The organism is Mesorhizobium sp. B1-1-5 (genome assembly GCF_006443065.1).
GTDB lineage: Bacteria > Pseudomonadota > Alphaproteobacteria > Rhizobiales > Rhizobiaceae > Mesorhizobium.
Genome location: NZ_VFWS01000001.1, coordinates 128,197 through 146,747, shown reverse-complemented (window position 1 = coordinate 146,747; position 18,551 = coordinate 128,197). Strand labels below are relative to the sequence as shown.

The 18,551-nt window shown below is 56.1% G+C and carries 8 protein-coding genes; 2 read left to right on the top strand and 6 right to left on the bottom strand.

Features of this window, described 5'->3' with window-relative positions:
- Window positions 1–1,177: 1,177 nt before the first annotated feature.
- The 6 genes from FJ980_RS00785 to FJ980_RS34550 form a co-directional block, all read right to left on the bottom strand.
- On the bottom strand, window positions 1,178–1,960 hold the full coding sequence (locus tag FJ980_RS00785; RefSeq protein ID WP_140541063.1) for a tetratricopeptide repeat protein: 783 nt from the start codon (window positions 1,958–1,960) through the stop codon (window positions 1,178–1,180).
- A 98-nt stretch (window positions 1,961–2,058) separates the two neighbouring features.
- Window positions 2,059–3,504 carry an HlyD family type I secretion periplasmic adaptor subunit gene (locus tag FJ980_RS00780; protein WP_140541062.1) on the bottom strand — a complete coding sequence of 482 codons (1,446 nt, stop codon included), beginning with the start codon at window positions 3,502–3,504 and terminating at the stop codon, window positions 2,059–2,061.
- Between the two features lie 3 nt (window positions 3,505–3,507).
- The gene (locus FJ980_RS00775; RefSeq protein WP_281406292.1) at window positions 3,508–5,676 is read right to left on the bottom strand and encodes a type I secretion system permease/ATPase; all 2,169 of its coding nucleotides are present in this window, start codon (window positions 5,674–5,676) and stop codon (window positions 3,508–3,510) included.
- A 1,379-nt stretch (window positions 5,677–7,055) separates the two neighbouring features.
- Window positions 7,056–7,676: a hypothetical protein gene (locus tag FJ980_RS00765; RefSeq protein WP_140541061.1), complete on the bottom strand. Its 621-nt coding sequence runs from the start codon at window positions 7,674–7,676 to the stop codon at window positions 7,056–7,058.
- Window positions 7,677–7,813: 137 nt separating this feature from the next.
- The gene (locus tag FJ980_RS00760; protein WP_140541060.1) at window positions 7,814–8,440 is read right to left on the bottom strand and encodes a M35 family metallopeptidase; all 627 of its coding nucleotides are present in this window, start codon (window positions 8,438–8,440) and stop codon (window positions 7,814–7,816) included.
- A gap of 125 nt (window positions 8,441–8,565) precedes the next feature.
- The gene (locus tag FJ980_RS34550; RefSeq protein ID WP_181181062.1) at window positions 8,566–8,727 is read right to left on the bottom strand and encodes a hypothetical protein; all 162 of its coding nucleotides are present in this window, start codon (window positions 8,725–8,727) and stop codon (window positions 8,566–8,568) included.
- A gap of 335 nt (window positions 8,728–9,062) precedes the next feature.
- On the opposite strand from FJ980_RS34550, the gene FJ980_RS00755 reads away from it, so the two are divergent.
- Window positions 9,063–10,703: an ABC transporter substrate-binding protein gene (locus tag FJ980_RS00755; protein ID WP_140541059.1), complete on the top strand. Its 1,641-nt coding sequence runs from the start codon at window positions 9,063–9,065 to the stop codon at window positions 10,701–10,703.
- A 35-nt stretch (window positions 10,704–10,738) separates the two neighbouring features.
- Window positions 10,739–18,526 carry a hypothetical protein gene (locus tag FJ980_RS00750; RefSeq protein ID WP_140541058.1) on the top strand — a complete coding sequence of 2,596 codons (7,788 nt, stop codon included), beginning with the start codon at window positions 10,739–10,741 and terminating at the stop codon, window positions 18,524–18,526.
- The last annotated feature ends 25 nt before the right edge of the window (window positions 18,527–18,551 follow it).

Sequence of the window (18,551 nt, the reverse complement as noted above, 5' to 3'; positions counted from 1 at the left end):
ATCCAGTGCCGTTTTCTTCCGCGCCAGTGTAGTTATCGCCGGCGCCATTACCGTAACCGACATTGCGGCCGGTCGGATTCCCGCTTTGGGTTGCTCCACTGGTGCCGTACGAGCCTCCACCGCCCGGCGCCGAAGTCCTGTCGGCCGCGCGAGAATCGCCCGCGGAGCCGGGACCAAATCCTGGAGTTCCACTCGGTGCCGAATTGGTCCCCGGCCGCTGCTCTCCGACAGGGGCAAAGGGTCCCATACTGTTGTTGTTTTCGGTAAAGGAATTGTTGGATGTTACGCCGGCGCTCGGTGCCGAATTTGTCCCCGGCCGCTGCTCTCCGATCGGCGCAAAGGGACCCATACTGTTGTTGCTGGTCGTGAAAGCACTTTGGGAGGGCACTGACACCCCGCCGTTTTGATCCGCCCAATCAGCGGGTGTCATACGCTCTCTGGGCGTATCCCAGCCCGTCCAGGCTTGAAGCGTACCGTCGAAAAATTGCTGTTGAGCAATCGCGTCGTAGGCAAATTGCAGATTCGCGTAAGTCACACCCGGGCGCCAAGTCGATGCTGTTGTGCCAGCGACTCCCATCAAGAATGCACTGTTGCCCGGCATAGCCATCGCCGCTTGAAAAGCTGCGCCTGGCACATAAGGGCTCGACAACGTGGGCAACCCTGGCAGTACGTCGAAATCGACGTACGGCTTTGCTACGAGTCCCGGTTGGTTAACCTGATAGTAGGCGGCCCCGAATGGCGAGAGATCAATATTCCCAAGTGAGGACGCCGACGGGAGTGAGGGGTCAATCGCCCTATCAAAATCCAATCCAACCTCAACGTTAGCTAACGTCGTGCTTGAAACACCCCAATTAAGCGCCACACCTCCGACAAAACCGATCCTCCCATTCGTGTCAGCCTGTACTCCCACATTTGCATTGAGCGGCCCCGGTGTGCCAACGCCGGCAAATACGCTTCCCGTTAGCTCTCCGGTGTTCCAATCTCTTGAGAGAGTTCCCGATACTTGATAAGCTCCGAAATTTTGACTTAAGCTTACGCTGCTGCCGAAGTCATTTATACTTGAAGTAAGATTTGGGTTTCTACCGAATAACCCGCCATTAGATCCATATCTGCCGCCCATCGATTCCTCCGCGGTAAAAAAACAAAAAAGCTACAAAATAGATTCTGAGATACCCTCTCAGGGTTTACCCATGGCTGCCTGAAGGCGATCTAACGCTTCTTGAGCACCCGCATATCCCTGCGCGGCCGATCGCTTTAACCATTGCAGAGCAATCTCTGGATTCCTTTGAACACCAACGCCCTTTAAATACATTATAGCTAGGTTGTACTGTGCCTTCCCGTTATTGCCATTCGCTGCCTTTTCGTACCATGAAAAGGCAGCGGCGACGTCTTTTTGCACTCCCTGTCCATTAAGAAATGAAGTCGCTAGATTGACCTGGGCGGCGACCTCTCCTTGCTCGGCGGCTTTGGCCCACCAGGAAACAGCTTCAGAGTTGCTCTGAGATACTCCCTTGCCGAAGAAATAAGCATCCCCGAGATATTGTTGCGCTTTGGATGAGCCTTTGACCGCAGCCTTTCGCCAAAGCTCGGCCGCTACCACATCATCTTTAGCAACACCCTTGCCCAGAGAGTATAAGAGGCCAAGGCTCAATTGAGCGGTCGGAAAATCCTGCGCCGCAGCTTTGGCCCACCACTCAGCCGCCTTGGAATAGTCTAAAGTGACCCCCAGCCCCTCTGAGTACATAAACCCGAGATTATATTCGCCCGCTGCGTCACCAGCTTTGGCGACTTCCTGCCATTCTTTGAATGCCTCCCCATAGTTGTTCGCGTGGAAGGCGGCATCGGCTTCAGCTGCACCGGCGACGGCTTGGCTTCGGCCGGCTAAAAGGCCTATCCACATTGCAAGGATAATCTTCGCCAGAATCGTCCCTGCCCTGGATGGTTTAGCGATAATTGTCATCTCTACCTTCTGACCTCTGTACTTCGGCAATGCTCGCAAGCCTCGCGCCACGTATGGCCCACGGCGTTGCTCCGGCTCGGTCGAGCAGACTCGCCCCTCTACCGCTCATGGAACGCCTCATCCGCCATCTCCATTAGCGGGTCGAGCAGGAACTCCAGTACGCGCCGATCGCCTGTCTTTACCTCGGCCGTCACCGACATGCCCGGAGTCAGCGTTACGTCCTTACCCTCGACCCATATCGACGTCTCGGTGAGCGCAATTCTTACCGGAAAAACCAGCGGCCCGGCCGTGTCATGCGCCGTCTCCTGCTTGGCGCCCAGCCCCTGCTGCGGCGCGCTGGCCGAGATCGCATCGTTGGAGACCGTCACCACTTCGCCGTCGAGGGTGCCGTAGCGCGTGAAGGGGAAGGCCTCCAGTTTCACTCTCGCTTCCTGCCCCTCATGGACAAAACCCTTATCGCGGTTGAGCAGCATGGCTTCGATCTCGAGCTTAGTGCCGTCGGGCACGATCACCATCAGCCTCTGACCGGTCTGCACCACTTCGCCAAGCGTGTTGACCTCCAGTTGCTGCACGCGACCGGCGACGGGGGATTTCAGCACGCTCGAGCGCTCGAACAGTTCGGCTTTAGCGAAATCCTGCTTCAATTCGCCGATCGAGCGGTCGACCTCGACCAACTCGGTGTTGACCTTATCGAGATAGGCCTCGCGCCTTTCGCGCCTCTGCGCGATCAGCGTCAGGACGGTGGCCTCCAACTCGGCCACCTGCCCTTCGCCATCGACCGCCGCCATCAATTGGTCCTGCTCGCCCTGGCGCGCCTCGATGGTGCTGGTCTTGATCCCGACCTGGCGCTTTTCCAGTTGCTCGTAGACATCCAACCTGTCGCCGGCGAGCGTCACCAGCTTGCGGCGCTCAACCAGCGTGCGGTTACCGCGTTCGATCTCAACGCGCTTTTGCGCGATTGCCGCCTCAAGGCTTGCCTGCTCGGCCTGGTAGGCGGCAAGAGACTGCCGCATCTGCTGGCGCTGCAGGTCGACGAGCACTTTCGGCGCGCCAGCGGGGGGTACGAAATCGGCATCGGCCGCATTGGTTTCCTGTGCCACTGCGGCGACCAGCGCCTTGAACCGGGCCTCCGAGACCTGAGCGGCTTCGAGATTGCCCGTGAGCTTCTGCCGCTCAGCGGCATATTGGGAAGGATCGAGCTCGACCAACACCTCACCCGCCTCGACATGGGCGCCTAGCCTGGCATGCAGCGCCTTCACCGTTCCAGTGATTAGCGGTTCAACGACCTGCACCTTGCCGATCGGGATCAGCTTGCCCTGCACCGTGGCATAGGTGTCGATGCGGCCGAACCAAGACCAGGCGAGCGCGCCGGTGGCGAACACCATTATCAGGGCGGCGAAGATACGCGCAGCCGGCGAAGCCGGAGTCTCCAGAATCTCGATCGCGGCGGCCTGGAACTCGCGCTCGTGGCAATTGAGCGCCGGGCGTTTTGTGGCCGCCTCCCGCGCCAATCCTTCTTTCACGGCGTTCCAGTAGCGACCCATGGTCTATTCCGCCGCCTCCTGTTGGGGTGCCGCCGGCCGCTGCTCGGCCTGCAGGCGGTACAGTTGGGCGTAGCGACCGTCCCTATGCAACAGCTCCTCGTGCGTGCCCTGCTCGGTGATGCGGCCGGCCTCGATGGTGAGGATGCGGGTTGCGTCGCGGAGTGCCGCCAAGCGATGCGCGATGATGAACACCGTACGCCCCTTTGCCATCTGCCGCATGTTCTGCTGAATGACGTATTCGGACTCGTAGTCGAGCGCGCTGGTCGCCTCGTCGAAGATCAGGATGCGCGGGTTGCTGACCAGCGCACGAGCAATGGCGATGCGCTGGCGCTGCCCGCCGGACAGGTTGGCGCCGCGCTCCTCCAATACCGTGTCATAGCCGGATTTGAGCTGGACGATGAACTCATGTGCGCCAGAAAGTTTTGCCGCCTCGATGACGCGCTCCAGCGGTAGCGCCGGGTCAGCTAGCGCAATGTTCTCGCGCACGGTGCGACGGAAAAGGATGTTTTCCTGGAGCACCACGCCTATCTGGCGGCGCAGGCTGCGCGGATCGATCAGCGCCAGGTCGACGCCGTCGATCAGCACGCGGCCACGCTCCGGCACATGCAGCCGCTGCAAAAGCTTTGCCACCGTGCTCTTGCCGGAACCCGATGGCCCGACGATGCCGATGATCTCGCCGGGTTCGACCCGGAAGGAGACGTCGCTCAAAATCTCGCGCTCACCTGGCCTGTAGCGGAAGGTGACGTGGTCGAAGGCGGCATGCCCAGCGATCTTGCGCAATGAGCCCTGCCCCGCGCCGCCGGAAAGCTCGACCGGCGCGTTGAGGATGTCGCCCAGGCGATCGACCGAGATGCGCACCTGCTGCAGGTCCTGCCACAGCTGCGCCAGCCGCAGCACCGGACCGGCGACGCGACCCGCCATGATGTTGAAGGCGACCAGTTGGCCGACCGTCATGTCGCCGGCCAGCACCGCCTTGGCGCCGAACCACATGGTGGCGACGATCACCGCCTTGGAGATGAACTGCGCCGTGTTGCTGGCGAAGTTGGAAAGCCTTGCCGTGCGGAAGCCGGCCGCGACATAGCCGGCGAGTTGGTCTTCCCAACGCCGCTGCATCTGCGGCTCGACCGCCATGGCCTTCAGCGTCTCGACGCCGACGATCGATTCGACAAGAAAAGTCTGGTTCTCGGCGCCGCGGTTGAATTTCTCCTCGATTCGGCGGCGGAACTCCGGCGTCACCGCCATCGACAGGATGACATAGGCCGGGATCGAGCAGATGACGATCAAAGTCAGCCAGCCGCTGTAGAGGTACATCACCGCCAGGAAGACGAAGAGGAACAGAACATCGAGCAGCACGGTGAGCGCCGAGCCGGTGAGGAAGGCGCGGATGTTTTCGAGTTCATGCACGCGCGCCACGGTCTGGCCGGTTTGCCTCGCCTCGAAATAGGCGATCGGCAGGCCGAGCAGGTGGTGGAAGAGCTTGGCGCCCAGCGCGACATCGATGCGGCTGGTAGTGTGGATGGTGATGTAGGTGCGAAGCCCGGTGAGCAGCACCTCGAACATCGACACCGCCGACAGGCCGATGACCAGCACCTCCAGTGTGGTCAGGCCGTTGTGAACCAGCACCTTGTCAATCACCAGTTGGAAGAAAATCGGCGAGATCAGGCCAAGCAGCTGCACGAAGAAGGAGGCCAGCAGCACTTCGGCAAAAATCCGGCGGTAGCGGATGATCTCCGGGACGAACCAGGAGAAATCGAACCGTCTGGAAAACCCTTGCGCAAAGGCGCGGCTGGTCACCAGGATGACATGTCCGCTCCAGAGCGCCGCAAATTCCTCACGGGTCATCTCCCGTGGCGTGCCAACCTGTGGGTCCTGCACCAGCACCTTGCCGGCGGAAGCGGCTGCCAGTACGGCAAAGCTCCCGTCCTCCTTCTCCACTATGACGGGCAGCGGCAAGCGATCCAATCGCTTCGGCGAAGGCTGCACGATCCTGGCCTTAAGCTTCAACCGCTTTGCCGCCCTCACGATATCGACGCGATCGGCCACCCGCTCGCCAAGACCGAGATCATGGCGGATGGCATCAGGATCTGCAGGCTGGCGCAAATACTGGGTCAACATCGTCAAGCAAATGACACCGCTGTCCAGTCCAGCCACTATAGGCGTGACGGAATCCACTTACCCCCCGGTAAGGCTCGGAAATAGTACTTAGATATTCATGCCCCGCTTCCATTTCGAGCGCAAGCAGGGGTTGAAGAAATATTTGAACTCGATGTTGAACGAAAGGTGCCGATATATGATATTAGCAATATTTAATATAACTCTGATGATTTGCGCTCTGGTTCTCGGGTGTTAGTTCGTAGACAGGCCCTGGTGAGGCCGCAGTTGGTTTGCTACGAAAGTCCGCTTCGAGTTCATCGCCATGCCGCCCAGAACGACCGACATGAAGGCACAAAGCGGCCGTTCAGACTCTGGAAATTACGCCGTCTTGAGTCATCGACTGCTCTCAGAGCCCGAACGACTCCTCAGTGTGAAATTAGTCTTTCACACTGAGACGTATCCACCCAGAACCGTTCTTTACGGCGAGCTAGTTGCGAAGGTAGCTCCTCGAACCACTGTCAGTGATGCAGTAGTGCCCTCCCCTCGGACCGACACAGAACTGGCCAGAGCGGCAGTAGCAATCATCCGGTACGCTGGCTGAAGACATCTCCCTTTGCTCGCTTCCCATTAGGCCGAGATTACCACCCATGTAGACCGCGCAGTTCTTCTTGCTGACGCTGACAGATCCGTCATTGCAAATAAAGGTGCTACCTTGGCAGTGCGCTATCCCGCCTTTGTGCCCGCTGCACGGTGTGTTCGTCGCCGATGCCGGCAGCGAAAATGTGAGCACCACACAGCCAGCAAGCAAGGTCGTCCTGCCCAGGAAACGCCTGACCTCACTGGCAGCTTTTGAGGCTAACCCCATTCTTGTCATCGTAAGATTTAAGCGGCCCGTCTGCAGAGACCCGAATTGTTCGGCCATCCTGTTTACAGGATAGGCAGGTGTTGGTCTCGCAGACGCGTAGGATTAGAGCCCGCGTAGAGGCAGCAGTTGTGCTCGACACCCAAAAATCCGAAATGTCGGAAGAGTTAGTTACAGCCGGAGAGTTGGGATCGTCCTTCATCGAATTGACCAACAAACCGAGCTTGCCCTCAAAAGACACTAAGTTTTGTACCGTAGAATAGGCTGTCCATCCCGCTAAAATTAAAAGCACCACAACACTGAACACGAGCCACATCGCAAGCCGACTCCTCCGCTCACGAAGCATCTGCATGGCGAGATTATATCTCTGAACTTTCGATATACCGCTTGTGTCTATATGAAAAGATTCGTTTAGGGCGTTCACCAAATCAGCACGCAGATCATCGGAAGCACCTTCGATTACTTTAGCTCGATGACGAAGGGTCAATATGTACGCTGTTAGACACGCAGCGGCAAGGAACGCTACCAGCGCAAAAGTCGACTGAACCCTCGGTACTGCTTCCCAAATTGCTTCGAGCATCGCCGCCATCTCTTATTAAGGTATGCAGCCTGCCGAAGAAGCTGAAGACCATTCAGTTTTCAAAAAAACCCGCCATGATTGTTTTACAATGGCGACGCAACCGTGCTGAACAAAAAGCGTGCTATTGCTGAATTCGCCGTTTATCTGCTTGGGGGAACCCGCGTTAAAGTCTGCAAATGCGCTCGCAACGTCTCCAGAGTTGCTCTGGAGGACGTCAAGGGAGAGCTTCAAGGCTGAGGGATCAGCCTGCACAATCGCAGGCGAGAGCGCCAAAAAGAGGGTGTTTGCAAATGCAGAGGCATCGGTCCCAGCTGCTTGGAATACATCCTGTGGGTCGTGGAGAACCTGTAATCCTTGGGTAATAGCATCGCCCTGACCGCTTTTGAAGAACTGCAGACCGTTCAGGAAGCCCTGCTTCTCGATCTCTTGCAGGGCAACCTCTTTCGCTTTCCCAGCCTCAAATGTTATCGTGCATTTGCTTGCGAGGTCAGCAACCGAACACGTCCCATGAGCGCTGGCTGATGCTTTCTGATTTTTAGTGCATTCACAGGTGTTTTCCGCCGCCGAGACCGCTGCAATGTTAGCGGTCAACGAGAATGTCACCAACAAGCGGCGAGCACTTTTACTAGCCAACATGGCCATCCCCCGAAACATTCAGTATTGCTTACTTACACAGTTTGATGGCTTGACTGGCGAGTCGGATTTCAAAGGCCTCAAGCTCATCGACTAGAACAGCGACTCGGCGAGGTCACGCGAATGCACGACTCCTCATCCTATGATGAAATCCATTCTTCGATAAAATATTCGAAATTGTCCGCGTTCTTTAACGCAGACTCCGGATTATCTTTAGCCAATTGCAGGCAATCGTCCTTTCCATACCCGATGTCGTCAGTATTACCTGTCAAAAAATAATGTGTAACTTCATGAACGATCGTACCTAGCTTACTGTTCACGCCGATTGCCGGCGCGTTGAAAAAAGCAAGCCCGAGATTGATTTTTGTAAGATCGCCGGGGTCAACGTACGCGTACGTGCTACCCGCAGTGTCACGCAAGATAATCGAGCCGTCAGGTGCTGTCACCGAGTCCACTAAGGTTCCATCATTCTCATACAGACAGTAGAGGGCAACCTTGTCGACCCAATCTGACGTCCGGGAAAGGACCGATGAGACGGCGGCCACTGTTGCCTGATCACTTCGACCAAACCAACGCGTCACAAGCTGTTGAGTCTTGGCGTCTCCACCTGCCAGAAAATGAATTGCCGAATTAAGCGTGCCTTTCGCGTCCGCTTGCGCCGTTTCCGCGCCCGTTAGATCGCTTCCCATACACGGAACCGACGACGCGGCTGCCGCCGGAAGGCCGAACACAAGAAATGCAGCAAAGATGAGCGCGTTCTTCAGCACTACAAATTCTCCTATCTTAAAGGGCCACGCATTGCTTAGGCAAATCCACACCTAGAAACCCTAGGGAAATCCGCCCTGAAATGCAGGCATTGTTCGGCGGCTCCAAGGTGCCGGTATATTGCAGCTTAAATCCACCCCCGAGGTCCATCCTGCTGCAAGTCCTTCTTGGTCTTGAAGTGTGTGGTCTTGCTGACATTCGAACCAAGCTCGTCGATCTCGATATCTATATCGCCTTCGATCCAATCACCATCGACAGTCACATTTTGCAATTGCACATTCACGCCCATCACTATCTCCCCTGATGATATAACGTGCCACAGCGCCTACATTTACTGCATAGTATAGCCTGACGACGAACTTGCGTTCGCGGCGGAGCGATAGACACAGCCGCCTAGCGAGCACGGCCGCCCACAGAAAAGCGAGCGGCGTGTCTTCAGCTGTCTTGACAGGTAGAATATACACTCGCATTCTGAGTTCAATATTTTTGTAGCTCTACTCTACGTTTGACGTGGGGGCGGGGGAACTTGGCTGGCGCTCAGTCGCGCCGCCGCTCGTTTTTTAGTGCCTTCCTCATTGATGGAGCTTGCCCGTGGCGCCTATACATCGCCGGGGTGTGTTGGGCTTGATAGCAGCCGGCGGGTTGGCGATGCCTTCCATCGGGCGGGCAACTTCGGCTGCGAAATGCGATCAGCCGGACAAGGGACACATCGTTATTGCGAAGCAAATTGGCGATATCCAAAGCTTTGACCCGCACATCGCGTTCTCCTCATCAGCCTTTGAGCTCATCGGCAACCTATATGATACGCTCATCACCCTAGAGGGCGGAAAGCTCGCACCTGGGCTGGCTACATGGGAGAATGACGGATCAGTCTGGCGATTTACGGTCGCAGACGGTCGCAGGTTTGCTTCGGGAAATGAGATATCTGCAGTTGATGTGGTCTTCAGTCTCAGGCGAGCACTCTGGATCAACAGCGGCCCAGCACTCCCACTTGCTCATCTCGGCCTCACCGCGACGAACGCGCCGAGCTGTATCGAAGTCGACAAGACTTTGCCCAATGTGCTGGTCCTTACGCTTCCAAGCTTCGTGGAAGAACAAATCGTACTGCACTGCCTGACGTCTGCGAGCAGCAGTATCCTCGATAGTGCCCTAGTGAGGCGCCACTACTCCCCAGAACTCAGTCCCCCTTACCCGCCAGGTTCCCACGACGATGGTGAGGCTTGGCTAAGATTTAATAGCGCGGGCTCGGGTCCATTCCAGATTACAAACGCTGTGCGCACCGATGAGATCGTTTTGCAGCGAAACGCCTATCATCCAGACAACTCCAAGGCGATCATGGGCCTCCCGCTAATTGTTCGAAATGTACCTGATCCCCGAGAACAGCAACGTCTGCTTCAGTGTGGGCAAGTTGAGGTTGCCTGGAATGCGCCGAGTGCGCCTTCCAAAATGTGCACTTCACCCAGCGTAGCTGTGAGTTCCAAATCGAACGGAGATACTGTCCACGCTCTCCGAGAGCGCAAAGCTAACCTGCTCATTCTGTGCATGAACACCGCCGAACCGCCGCTTGACGTCACGGAGGTCCGTACAGGAATTCGCAAAGCCATCAACACTAATGCACTAGCCTGTTGGCTGAACTCCGTAAGGTGGGACGCATGCGATCGATTTTGGCCATCCGTAGTGGGCAATTCTCTGGTCGACGAATTCACCCGAGCTTGGAACGTTGGTGAAGCAAAGACTGCGCTGGCCAATCACGCAGGCGACCTTCAGCTCGACTTCGTTGTGAGCGCCGGACGATCTGCGGTGGCCATTTGGTTAGCCAAGGAATTGGCGCCTTTCGGTATAACGCTCAAGCTCAATGCCGCATCGTCCGCCGGTGCCTTTCGTGAGCGGTTGCAAATGCGCAAACACCAGCTCGCGCTCATCACCCTGAGTTCGGACTATCTCCACGCGCATAGTAATGCAAACGCACTTTGCGCCAATTCTGATCGGGAGGATGTCAACATGTTCGACGAGCCTCACACCCTTGCTTGGTACTGCCATTGGCACGACGCGAAGATCAGCGAGGTGATCAAGAAGGCAGCGCAGGAGAAGGACCCTGAGGTGCAGTTGTCGCTCTATAAGGAAGTTCAAAAGGCTCTGACCGATCGCGGTCCGTATGCCTTTCTGCTTGAGGAGGCTGCTTATGTAACGGGATCCAGGGGCTTGCTCCCCCAGATCGGCGCAATTGACAATCAAACTCGATACAGTCTTCCAACGCATTCGTAGGCTCTAGCTAATCAATCGGCGAGTTATTTCTAGCTATGAACAAGATCACTCGACGGGAGTTTCTAGGAGGAGTTGGCGCTACGGTGCTTGCGACAACTTCGGGGCATGCGGACGAACAGCCAGCAGGACCGCACTTTGTTCATGATCTCACCGGATTCGTGGTTCGCCGGGACGGCGCAGATGTTCTGCGTCTTGATCCAGAACGACTCCTTCCCGGAGCGACGCGAATAGTTCAGACGACTAACGAGTTAACGATCGTCCGAACGATCCGGGACGACCTACGCCGGATCGATTTCATCCTCCAACAATCCGGCCATGGCTGGACGATTAGTGGAACGTGGCGGTTTGGACGCTCTATTACAGCTGTGGCTGTTGTTCCTCTGCCAGAGCAGCCTAAAGCCGTTAGATTTTCAGCTAAGCTAATAGCAAGAAAGCCAGCCGAGTTGGTCGCACGTCTCTTCGGAGGTCAGGTCACCTGCCCAAACCGGGCATCCCTGGTATTCGATACCGCCTCGCAAGAGACGGCGCTCGAAGCCGAGGGCCGCCAGCTTTTCGCAGCGTTCGGCAACCGTTTCTTTGGACGTCGATTACTTATTTCGCACGTTGACGGGAACGAGTGCGCTCAACTTACAAATGACGAGACGCCGGCGGAATTCGACCTCGCCAAAAGCAAATACATGCAGTTGCATTTACGAGCAGCGACTGGCGTTACGGCAACTTTCTGGCGCGACCGTGGGATTTCATTGAAAGGACCGTTCGATCTGTTAATTCATAGCCCTCGTTGCGAAGCGACCCAGGTCCGCTGTCAACTCGCCACGCGGACTTCGCAGGGCCGCGATCAACATTGGTCAATCCAAGCGATGGATGACCTGTGGCGGCTGAATACGCCGAAAACCTCGTTCGAAGCCAAAGTTGCAGAAGACGGTATTGATCATGTGTCAACGCGTCCAATCGAGGTCACGGCAAGCAGTGGCAAACTGAAGTCATTCTCTATGGACGTTCGCCTAATGTCGACGACATTGGCATTGGATCAAGTGGACCGTACACGGTTTGACCTAGGGGGGGCCGCTCTGCGGTTGCTTCACGCTTCCGCACCGCCTGCAAAGACCAAGGTGCTCTCGCTTGATCGTCCTTCACCCGTGTTTGCATACGCTACGCCGGATTCGGTTCTAAGAATTCCGCTGCCCGACCGCGCCAAGTTGCGCTTGTGGCGAGGACAGGATCTACTTTGCCTGTCTTTCCAATTCCACAATATCGACTTGTCGATCAACAAAAGCGTAGAACTCGTCCCGCTGCACTCCGACCAGATGGACTCCGCGACCGAGCCCGACGAGGCGGTTTTGCTAGCCGAGTTTCCGCCTCAGCACATCATGGAAAGAAGTTTTCTGCGCCAGGAGCATCCGTTGCCCGACGCGGGCGATGCCGTACCCCAAGCGCAATTGAGACTGCTACAAGGACTGTCGCCTACCAGCCAGGAATCACAAAAGCTACGCCAGGCAATTCAGGATGAAAAAACGGCAAAGGAACAAACGGACGGAGGTTATAGCCCTTTTGCACAATTTGCGAATCAGTGGGATCAAGCCGACGGTCAGAAATTTGGTGTTTGGATTGGACCGACTGGCTTATTTACTGTTGAAGCGCGGAGAGCAGCACGAGTTTTTGCAGTGAAAAATAGGAGGGAGCGGCTCGACAAGCTGATTAGCAAGAAGGACACCGAGAAATTCACTGCGGCGGACTTTGACGAAGCTGCGGAAACCCTGGCGCGGCCTGTGTTTCCAATGAGCCGCTCGGACGCCTCTGATTGGGTTAAAAACAACAAGTCAGGCGCTGTCACGCGACCCGACGACGTTGACGACCTTTGGAAAGAAGCTAGCGCGCGTTCTGACGATTTCAGAGATTTTCAGAACTTCGATCCGGAACACCCGATCGATCCGAATAACCCGCGGGCTAGACACCCTTGGATCTTGTTACCAAGTTGGCCCTTCTCCGAGGAGGAATTGCAATCGATCTGGAAGAAGGCAGGGCTGAAGCTGCCTGACCTGACGCCTCCGCAAAAGGAGCAGCAGGAGCGAGGCATGCAAGCGGCTCTGATTGAGCGGCTAGAGAAATTCAGAAGGAGTCAGTCTGACACCCTTCGCGATGGCGACTCGGTTGACGAGGTTTTGGAGGGTTTTCGCCGCCCAGTCGAGGCTTGGATTTCAGAGCCGTCACGCCTGGCCTTCTCGCTAGCGAATGATCCTATCCCGCTCACCGTTGAGAGCTTGACCGCCTGGGAAAAGTTTGAGCTGCGCGTCGTGCAGCGCGCCTCCCGGCAGTATCTGGATAGGGACAAACTAATTGAGGAATCGCGTTCTGCTGAAATCCTGACAAACCGAGGCATCAAGGTAGGGGAAAAGAAGACCGGTGATGCCCGTGTTCGTGAGATCGCCGCTTTGGTTCAGCAGCCGAGCGACTTTCACACCGCCCTTGAAATTCCGACAGGCTTGATACTATCCCCAGCGCAAGACGCTCGGTGGATCACGCCTAAGGGGGCGCCGCGCCGGCCCGACTGCTCCGCGGATGCACCCGCTCTGACGCAGATATGGCAGGCACGTCTCTTCGAACAGCAAAAAGTCTCGTCATTGCGAGCGATTTGGTCAGAGCATTTTGAGGAATTTAAACGAGACACGTTTCTGAAGAGTGCTTCCTCAGACGATCTAAAGCAACTCGAACGCTGGCAATCTCCGAGCGGCCGTTGGTACCGAACGGCTATGAGCCCGCAGGATCAGGCGGAGTTGGTGGCTCTCACGTCCATGTACGGCCTGCCAGTTATCGCTTCGAAGGACAAAGAGGTAAGTAGTCAGATTGCGCCGCCCAGCAACGACTATATCACGGACAGCGATCCAAAAACCCCAATTGCCATCTATTTGCCTGTCCCCTTGCGAACTCGGCGGCTCGCGTTGGGCGCAACGGGTGCCATGCTCGACCTCGACACAACGTTCCCATTGGTGACCGCCGGGAGCGCCAATGGGAGCAAGAACAGCTACTTCAGGAGTTACAGTCTGCAGCACTGGCGCGAGCTAATTTCTGACGGGTCCGATATAATTACGACCGTGGTCCGCCGCGGATATCTATTTCCACTTTGTCACAAAGCGTCTCTCGTCAAGGTGACCGAACCACGATTGCGGCCAATAGACCCCAAACGTCCGTCGCTCGGATATTCTGTCGAACAGGCCACCCGCATCTACATTGAGGTCACGCAGGCCTCACATCAGTATCCCGCGGTCGCGCAATCCTTCGAAGGCCGCGATTTTCAGCCTCGGGAAATCTCGCTTCTTACCCTTCGCACGCCTGATCTCGTTGATCCTTTGGACGACAAACCGCTAATAGATCCACTCCCCCTCGCAGGCACGGCGGAAGACTTGCCTCAGAACCGTCTTGAGACGATCAACCGGATGCTAGGATCTGCAAGAGCCGGCCCTCATGGTCGCATCAGGGGTTGGGTGGATCGTAGAGCAAAAGGAGAGGAACCACGTCTGGGCCAACTGGCTGGGATTGTCTTCTGGCCACGCACGGACATTGGGACGAAAGGTACAGTAAGATTCCGTATGCGTGTCGATGGGCAACCAACGCCTATCTCCATGGCGCTAATTTTCGCTGACCATCGAGCGGCCAGCGATCCGGCAACTCTCGAGGCGCTCACGAAATACTATGGAGGAGAAAAGCCCGAAAGCGACGATACCCTCAAACCCTCAAAGGACGCGAAGGTTGCAGAAACTGGCGAGTCGAAGGATCTTGATAAGCCGAAGCAGTGGAACAAAGTAGAACACAACGGCGCTCTGCGAACCTATGCCGACGAACAGCGCAAGGGTCAGTGCACTTTCGTCACCGACTGGCAATTGCTAGAGGCGGTTAAGGGCGACAGCGAGTTCGCATTCAATTCTGAACTGGTTGCGGCTGAACAGCCGCCCTTCTACCCGCGGATGACCAAAGCCCAAATCCGACCACAGCAGATCCAAGGGCTAACGGGGTCAGCCGCTCCGGTTTTGGAGGTCGAGTACGAAAAGAATTACGTTTACAATGGCTTCAACCCCCCGGAATATTGCGGGATAGCAGACCCCGAGACCTTTTTGCGTGTCACGAACGATCCGCTTCCCAAGCTCAATATGGGTGACCATGGCGACCAAGCTGGTACCGTCGCCAGGCCAGCCAAGGTAATCTATGGTTTGAACAGGCGCTTCGGGATTGCCGGGCCGCAGCCGGCCGGCTTCAAGGACTGCAGGGCTGTTCCCACTGCAGCCGAAGCTCCCCCTCAAGATCAAGCGTCAACCGCACAATCGCCAGGGGTCGAAACGAACCCTGCGGCGGGTGGGGCCGCTGGGTCGCCACCGATCTCGCCAGGAGCCTGTTCGTCGGGGGGCACGCCTAGGAGGTATGACAACAAGGAACTAGCTATTGGGCATTTCGGTGAGGACGCCACCCTCTTTGGCCTGATCAAGCTGACGGTTTTCATCGAAGCTGTCACAGGTGATCTTGGCAGCCATATTCCTCTCCTTGAGGAAATCACAAACTTCACCGGGACGCAACTCCTCGATGTCGCGAAACAACTTCAGGGTCCTATCCAAGCTCTCCGGCAGCAACTCGACGAAAATACTGGCTCGGTGCTATTTCCGGACTTCACCTGCGCGCTGAACGATTTGGGCGAAGCATTGATAACGGTGATTGAGGCGCCTGATGCCGACCAAACGCTCAGTGATGCTGAAAGGATTGCGAAACAAGTCGACTCCGCGACCGAGATCTGGACTTTGGGGCAACGAGTTGTACGCGAACTCGAAACCATTGCGCGAACGCCGATAAGCACTTTCGCAGAGCGGCTTCGTTTTTACCTCATCTCGTCGCAACAAGAAATCGCCAAGACATTTCAAACATTTGCTCCTTGGAACACCATTCAAGATCAGCTTACAGAACTCGTCGCCGAGGCGGCGAAAAGCCTGCCGGGCACCGTCGTTTTGATTATGGACGCCGGAGCGGATGCAAATGATCTCGCAAAATTCTCCGCTAACGTCGCCGTCGTCGCCGGCAACCCTGAAGTCTGGAAAAACAGAAATCCGATAGAAGAAATCACGAAACGAGTCGGTGCGCTACCCTCAAAGGTCATGGGCCTGCGTGAGGGACCTCTCTACGGGCTAACCAAAAGCGTCATTTCCCTTGCTGAGCAGAATCTCGGCAGTGTACTCGACAGAGCAAGCCTTGGCACCGCTTTGCAATTGGCCGTCGACGCGATCAACGACGCGGAAGCCGTCCAAAACCAGGTAAATGGCTTGGTCCAACTGTCCAATAGCGTGTGCACACAGGCAATCGGAAGCCTTCGTAAGCTTCTCGATGCCGTTGTTGACGATTCAAGCACGACAGCAAAGTCGGCGGTTAAAACGATTAAAGACGCGGTCGATGGCATCAAGACGATTCGCACCAATCTCGCCAGTAAAAGCCCAGGCGAATTCGTGACGGCCGTCAATACTATGACAATCTTCCTCAGCGCATGGGAGAAAGCTCTCAGCGAATTTCTGGCAAATGTCTCCCCAGAGATAGACGCCACGCAAGTCCTTGTGGAGCGTGCTATTTCCACAATCCCTAATTATTTCGCGTGTATAAGATTTGACATAAGCACGGTCCAAACGGTGGCGGCGTTGAACGCTCAGCGCCAGACACTGCTCGCTATGTGGCTCGATTTCGCATCGCTTTTTCCAAGGGACGTCCCCCCACCCGCTTTGCCGGCTGGTGCATCAGGCCTTCTGCCAGTTTGGCAGGATATCCAGAAGCAAATGATCGAGCTCTTGCGATCAGCAATGCTCGACGCAGAAACGATTGCGCTCCGCAGCGCCACGTCAGATGGGCAAGCGCTGTGGAAGGCCGCGATTGACGAGCTAGCAAAGCTTGTCAAGGCGCTTCCCCCGGAGATGCAGGGAGGGTTGACCAGCGCAATTGACGCTCAAGGCGAAGCTCTAAAAGAGCTTGAAATTGCAAGGAATGCTGTCGAGACCCAGCTTGTTACTATTGCTTCCGCTCAGTCTCCTAATCTTGCGGCAATCCAGAAGCTGGCCGGTAATGACGTAGGAACGGCCGTGAAGAAAATAGCGACCGAAGTCCTGCGGAAAGCAGAGGCGGACCTGTTTGACCAGATATTTCGTCCGGCAATGGCAAACTTGCTCAAGGGGTTCAAGCCCAATCTCGATGATGCTGCCGGGAAGGTTTTGAACCAAATCGCTGTTGTCTACCAAGATATCAGGGACCGGAGGGACCAAGTATATCGGAGTATCCAGCAAAAATTTGGTTCTCCTCAACAGCCTACGAAGGGCGCATTCGCGCTCATTGCAAAATTGTTCGGCTCACCCGGAAACGATGTAGCGGACGCCTGCGGAGAGAGCTGGGAGAAGTTCATTCTACTGGTTCCGCGCGGCGATGGCACCTGCTCGGATCAGGTTAACGATGGGCTCGCGGAAGAGACAACGAGTCTTAGTGGCAAAAAAGCGATAGCCGAACTAACAGCTGTATTGGCTCAGTGGCAGAGCGGAAGGTCCGCTCCGCAAAGAATATTGCATCATATCGAATATTTTTCGCGTATAGGGGTTCGATCACAAATCACTAAAGTTCTGGACGTCGAATCTCTGCGGCAACAGATCGCGGATGGTTTGGCCAACGCAGTCCCGACGACCCGAACACTGAAGAGCAGCCTGTCACTGCCGCTCAAGGAAACTTCGGTTGGCATAGGAACGTTTCGTCCTATCGGCAACGAACAGATTCTGACACTTGGTGGAAAGGCGACTATACGGCTCGACAACCCCGGCGCTCCACAAACCGAGGTGAACGGAAAGGTCACCGCCTTCGAACTCGATATCCTCTCGATCATGACCTTTACGTTCAAAGACGGCGTCACATACACCAAGGGTGTCAACGATGGGCGCGGAAGCGTAAATGCGCCTCTCGGGGCAGAGGATATCAAGTTCGGCGACAAACTAAGCTTCCTCGCCGACCTCTCCCGTTCTCTGTCATTCGGAGGTGACGGGAATGGGAATGGTCCGTATACGATCGTACATATTGATAACCCCTCCATCGAGGCCGGTTATCGAATCGGACTTCCTGTTATTACGCTTGGCGTAACCTTCACCAACGTCAATTTCGCGGGGGCTATTGTGCTGCCATTTTCGAATGGCAGTGCGCGTGTTCGCGCCGCCCTCGGCTCGCTCGACAATCCCTTCATGATCTCCGCGGGAATATACGGTGGATCGGGATACATGGCCCTCGAGGCGAGCCCACAAGGAATCGAAGCTTTCGAAGCGAGCTTTCAATTCGGCGGTGTAGCGTCGATCGGATATGGGCCACTTCAGGGAACAGCTTATGTCACTACAGGTGCGTTCGTCAGGAAGGACAAACTGGGATGCACTTTTGCGGCTTTATTTTCGGCGGGTTTTACGGCGCATATCGCCTGCTTTGGCGTTAGCGCTGCCTTCACCCTACGTCTCTTCAAACGTGACGGCGACAGTTCGGTTTCTGGCGAAGCCCAGCTAACCTTCAAGTTCTCAGTCGGACGCTTTATAGAGGTTAGCTACACGATCCGTGTAGCCCGAACTATGCAAGCTGGCTTTGGAGGGGGGGGCAAACAAGCAGCTTTCAACATGCTCCCCGGATATAATCTTCAGGTTGCAGCTCTCGGCGACTTCGCACCCGCCTGCTTGCCCGCAAAGCAATCGGCCATCTTGCTGATATACAGCCTTAGCCCAGAAGAGACCTGGTCTGATTTTGAAGCACAGTTTGATCCCGATTTCGTTCCAGAAGCCGTCCAATGACACCTGTCCATGTTCATTCGAAAAA

Bases quoted from the DNA above. Each gene is read 5' to 3' on its own strand.
- FJ980_RS00785 (WP_140541063.1), bottom strand. From the start codon at position 1,960: ATGACAATTATCGCTAAACCATCCAGGGCAGGGACGATTCTGGCGAAG.
- FJ980_RS00780 (WP_140541062.1), bottom strand. From the start codon at position 3,504: ATGGGTCGCTACTGGAACGCCGTGAAAGAAGGATTGGCGCGGGAGGCG.
- FJ980_RS00765 (WP_140541061.1), bottom strand. From the start codon at position 7,676: ATGTTGGCTAGTAAAAGTGCTCGCCGCTTGTTGGTGACATTCTCGTTG.
- FJ980_RS34550 (WP_181181062.1), bottom strand. From the start codon at position 8,727: ATGGGCGTGAATGTGCAATTGCAAAATGTGACTGTCGATGGTGATTGG.
- FJ980_RS00750 (WP_140541058.1), top strand. From the start codon at position 10,739: ATGAACAAGATCACTCGACGGGAGTTTCTAGGAGGAGTTGGCGCTACG.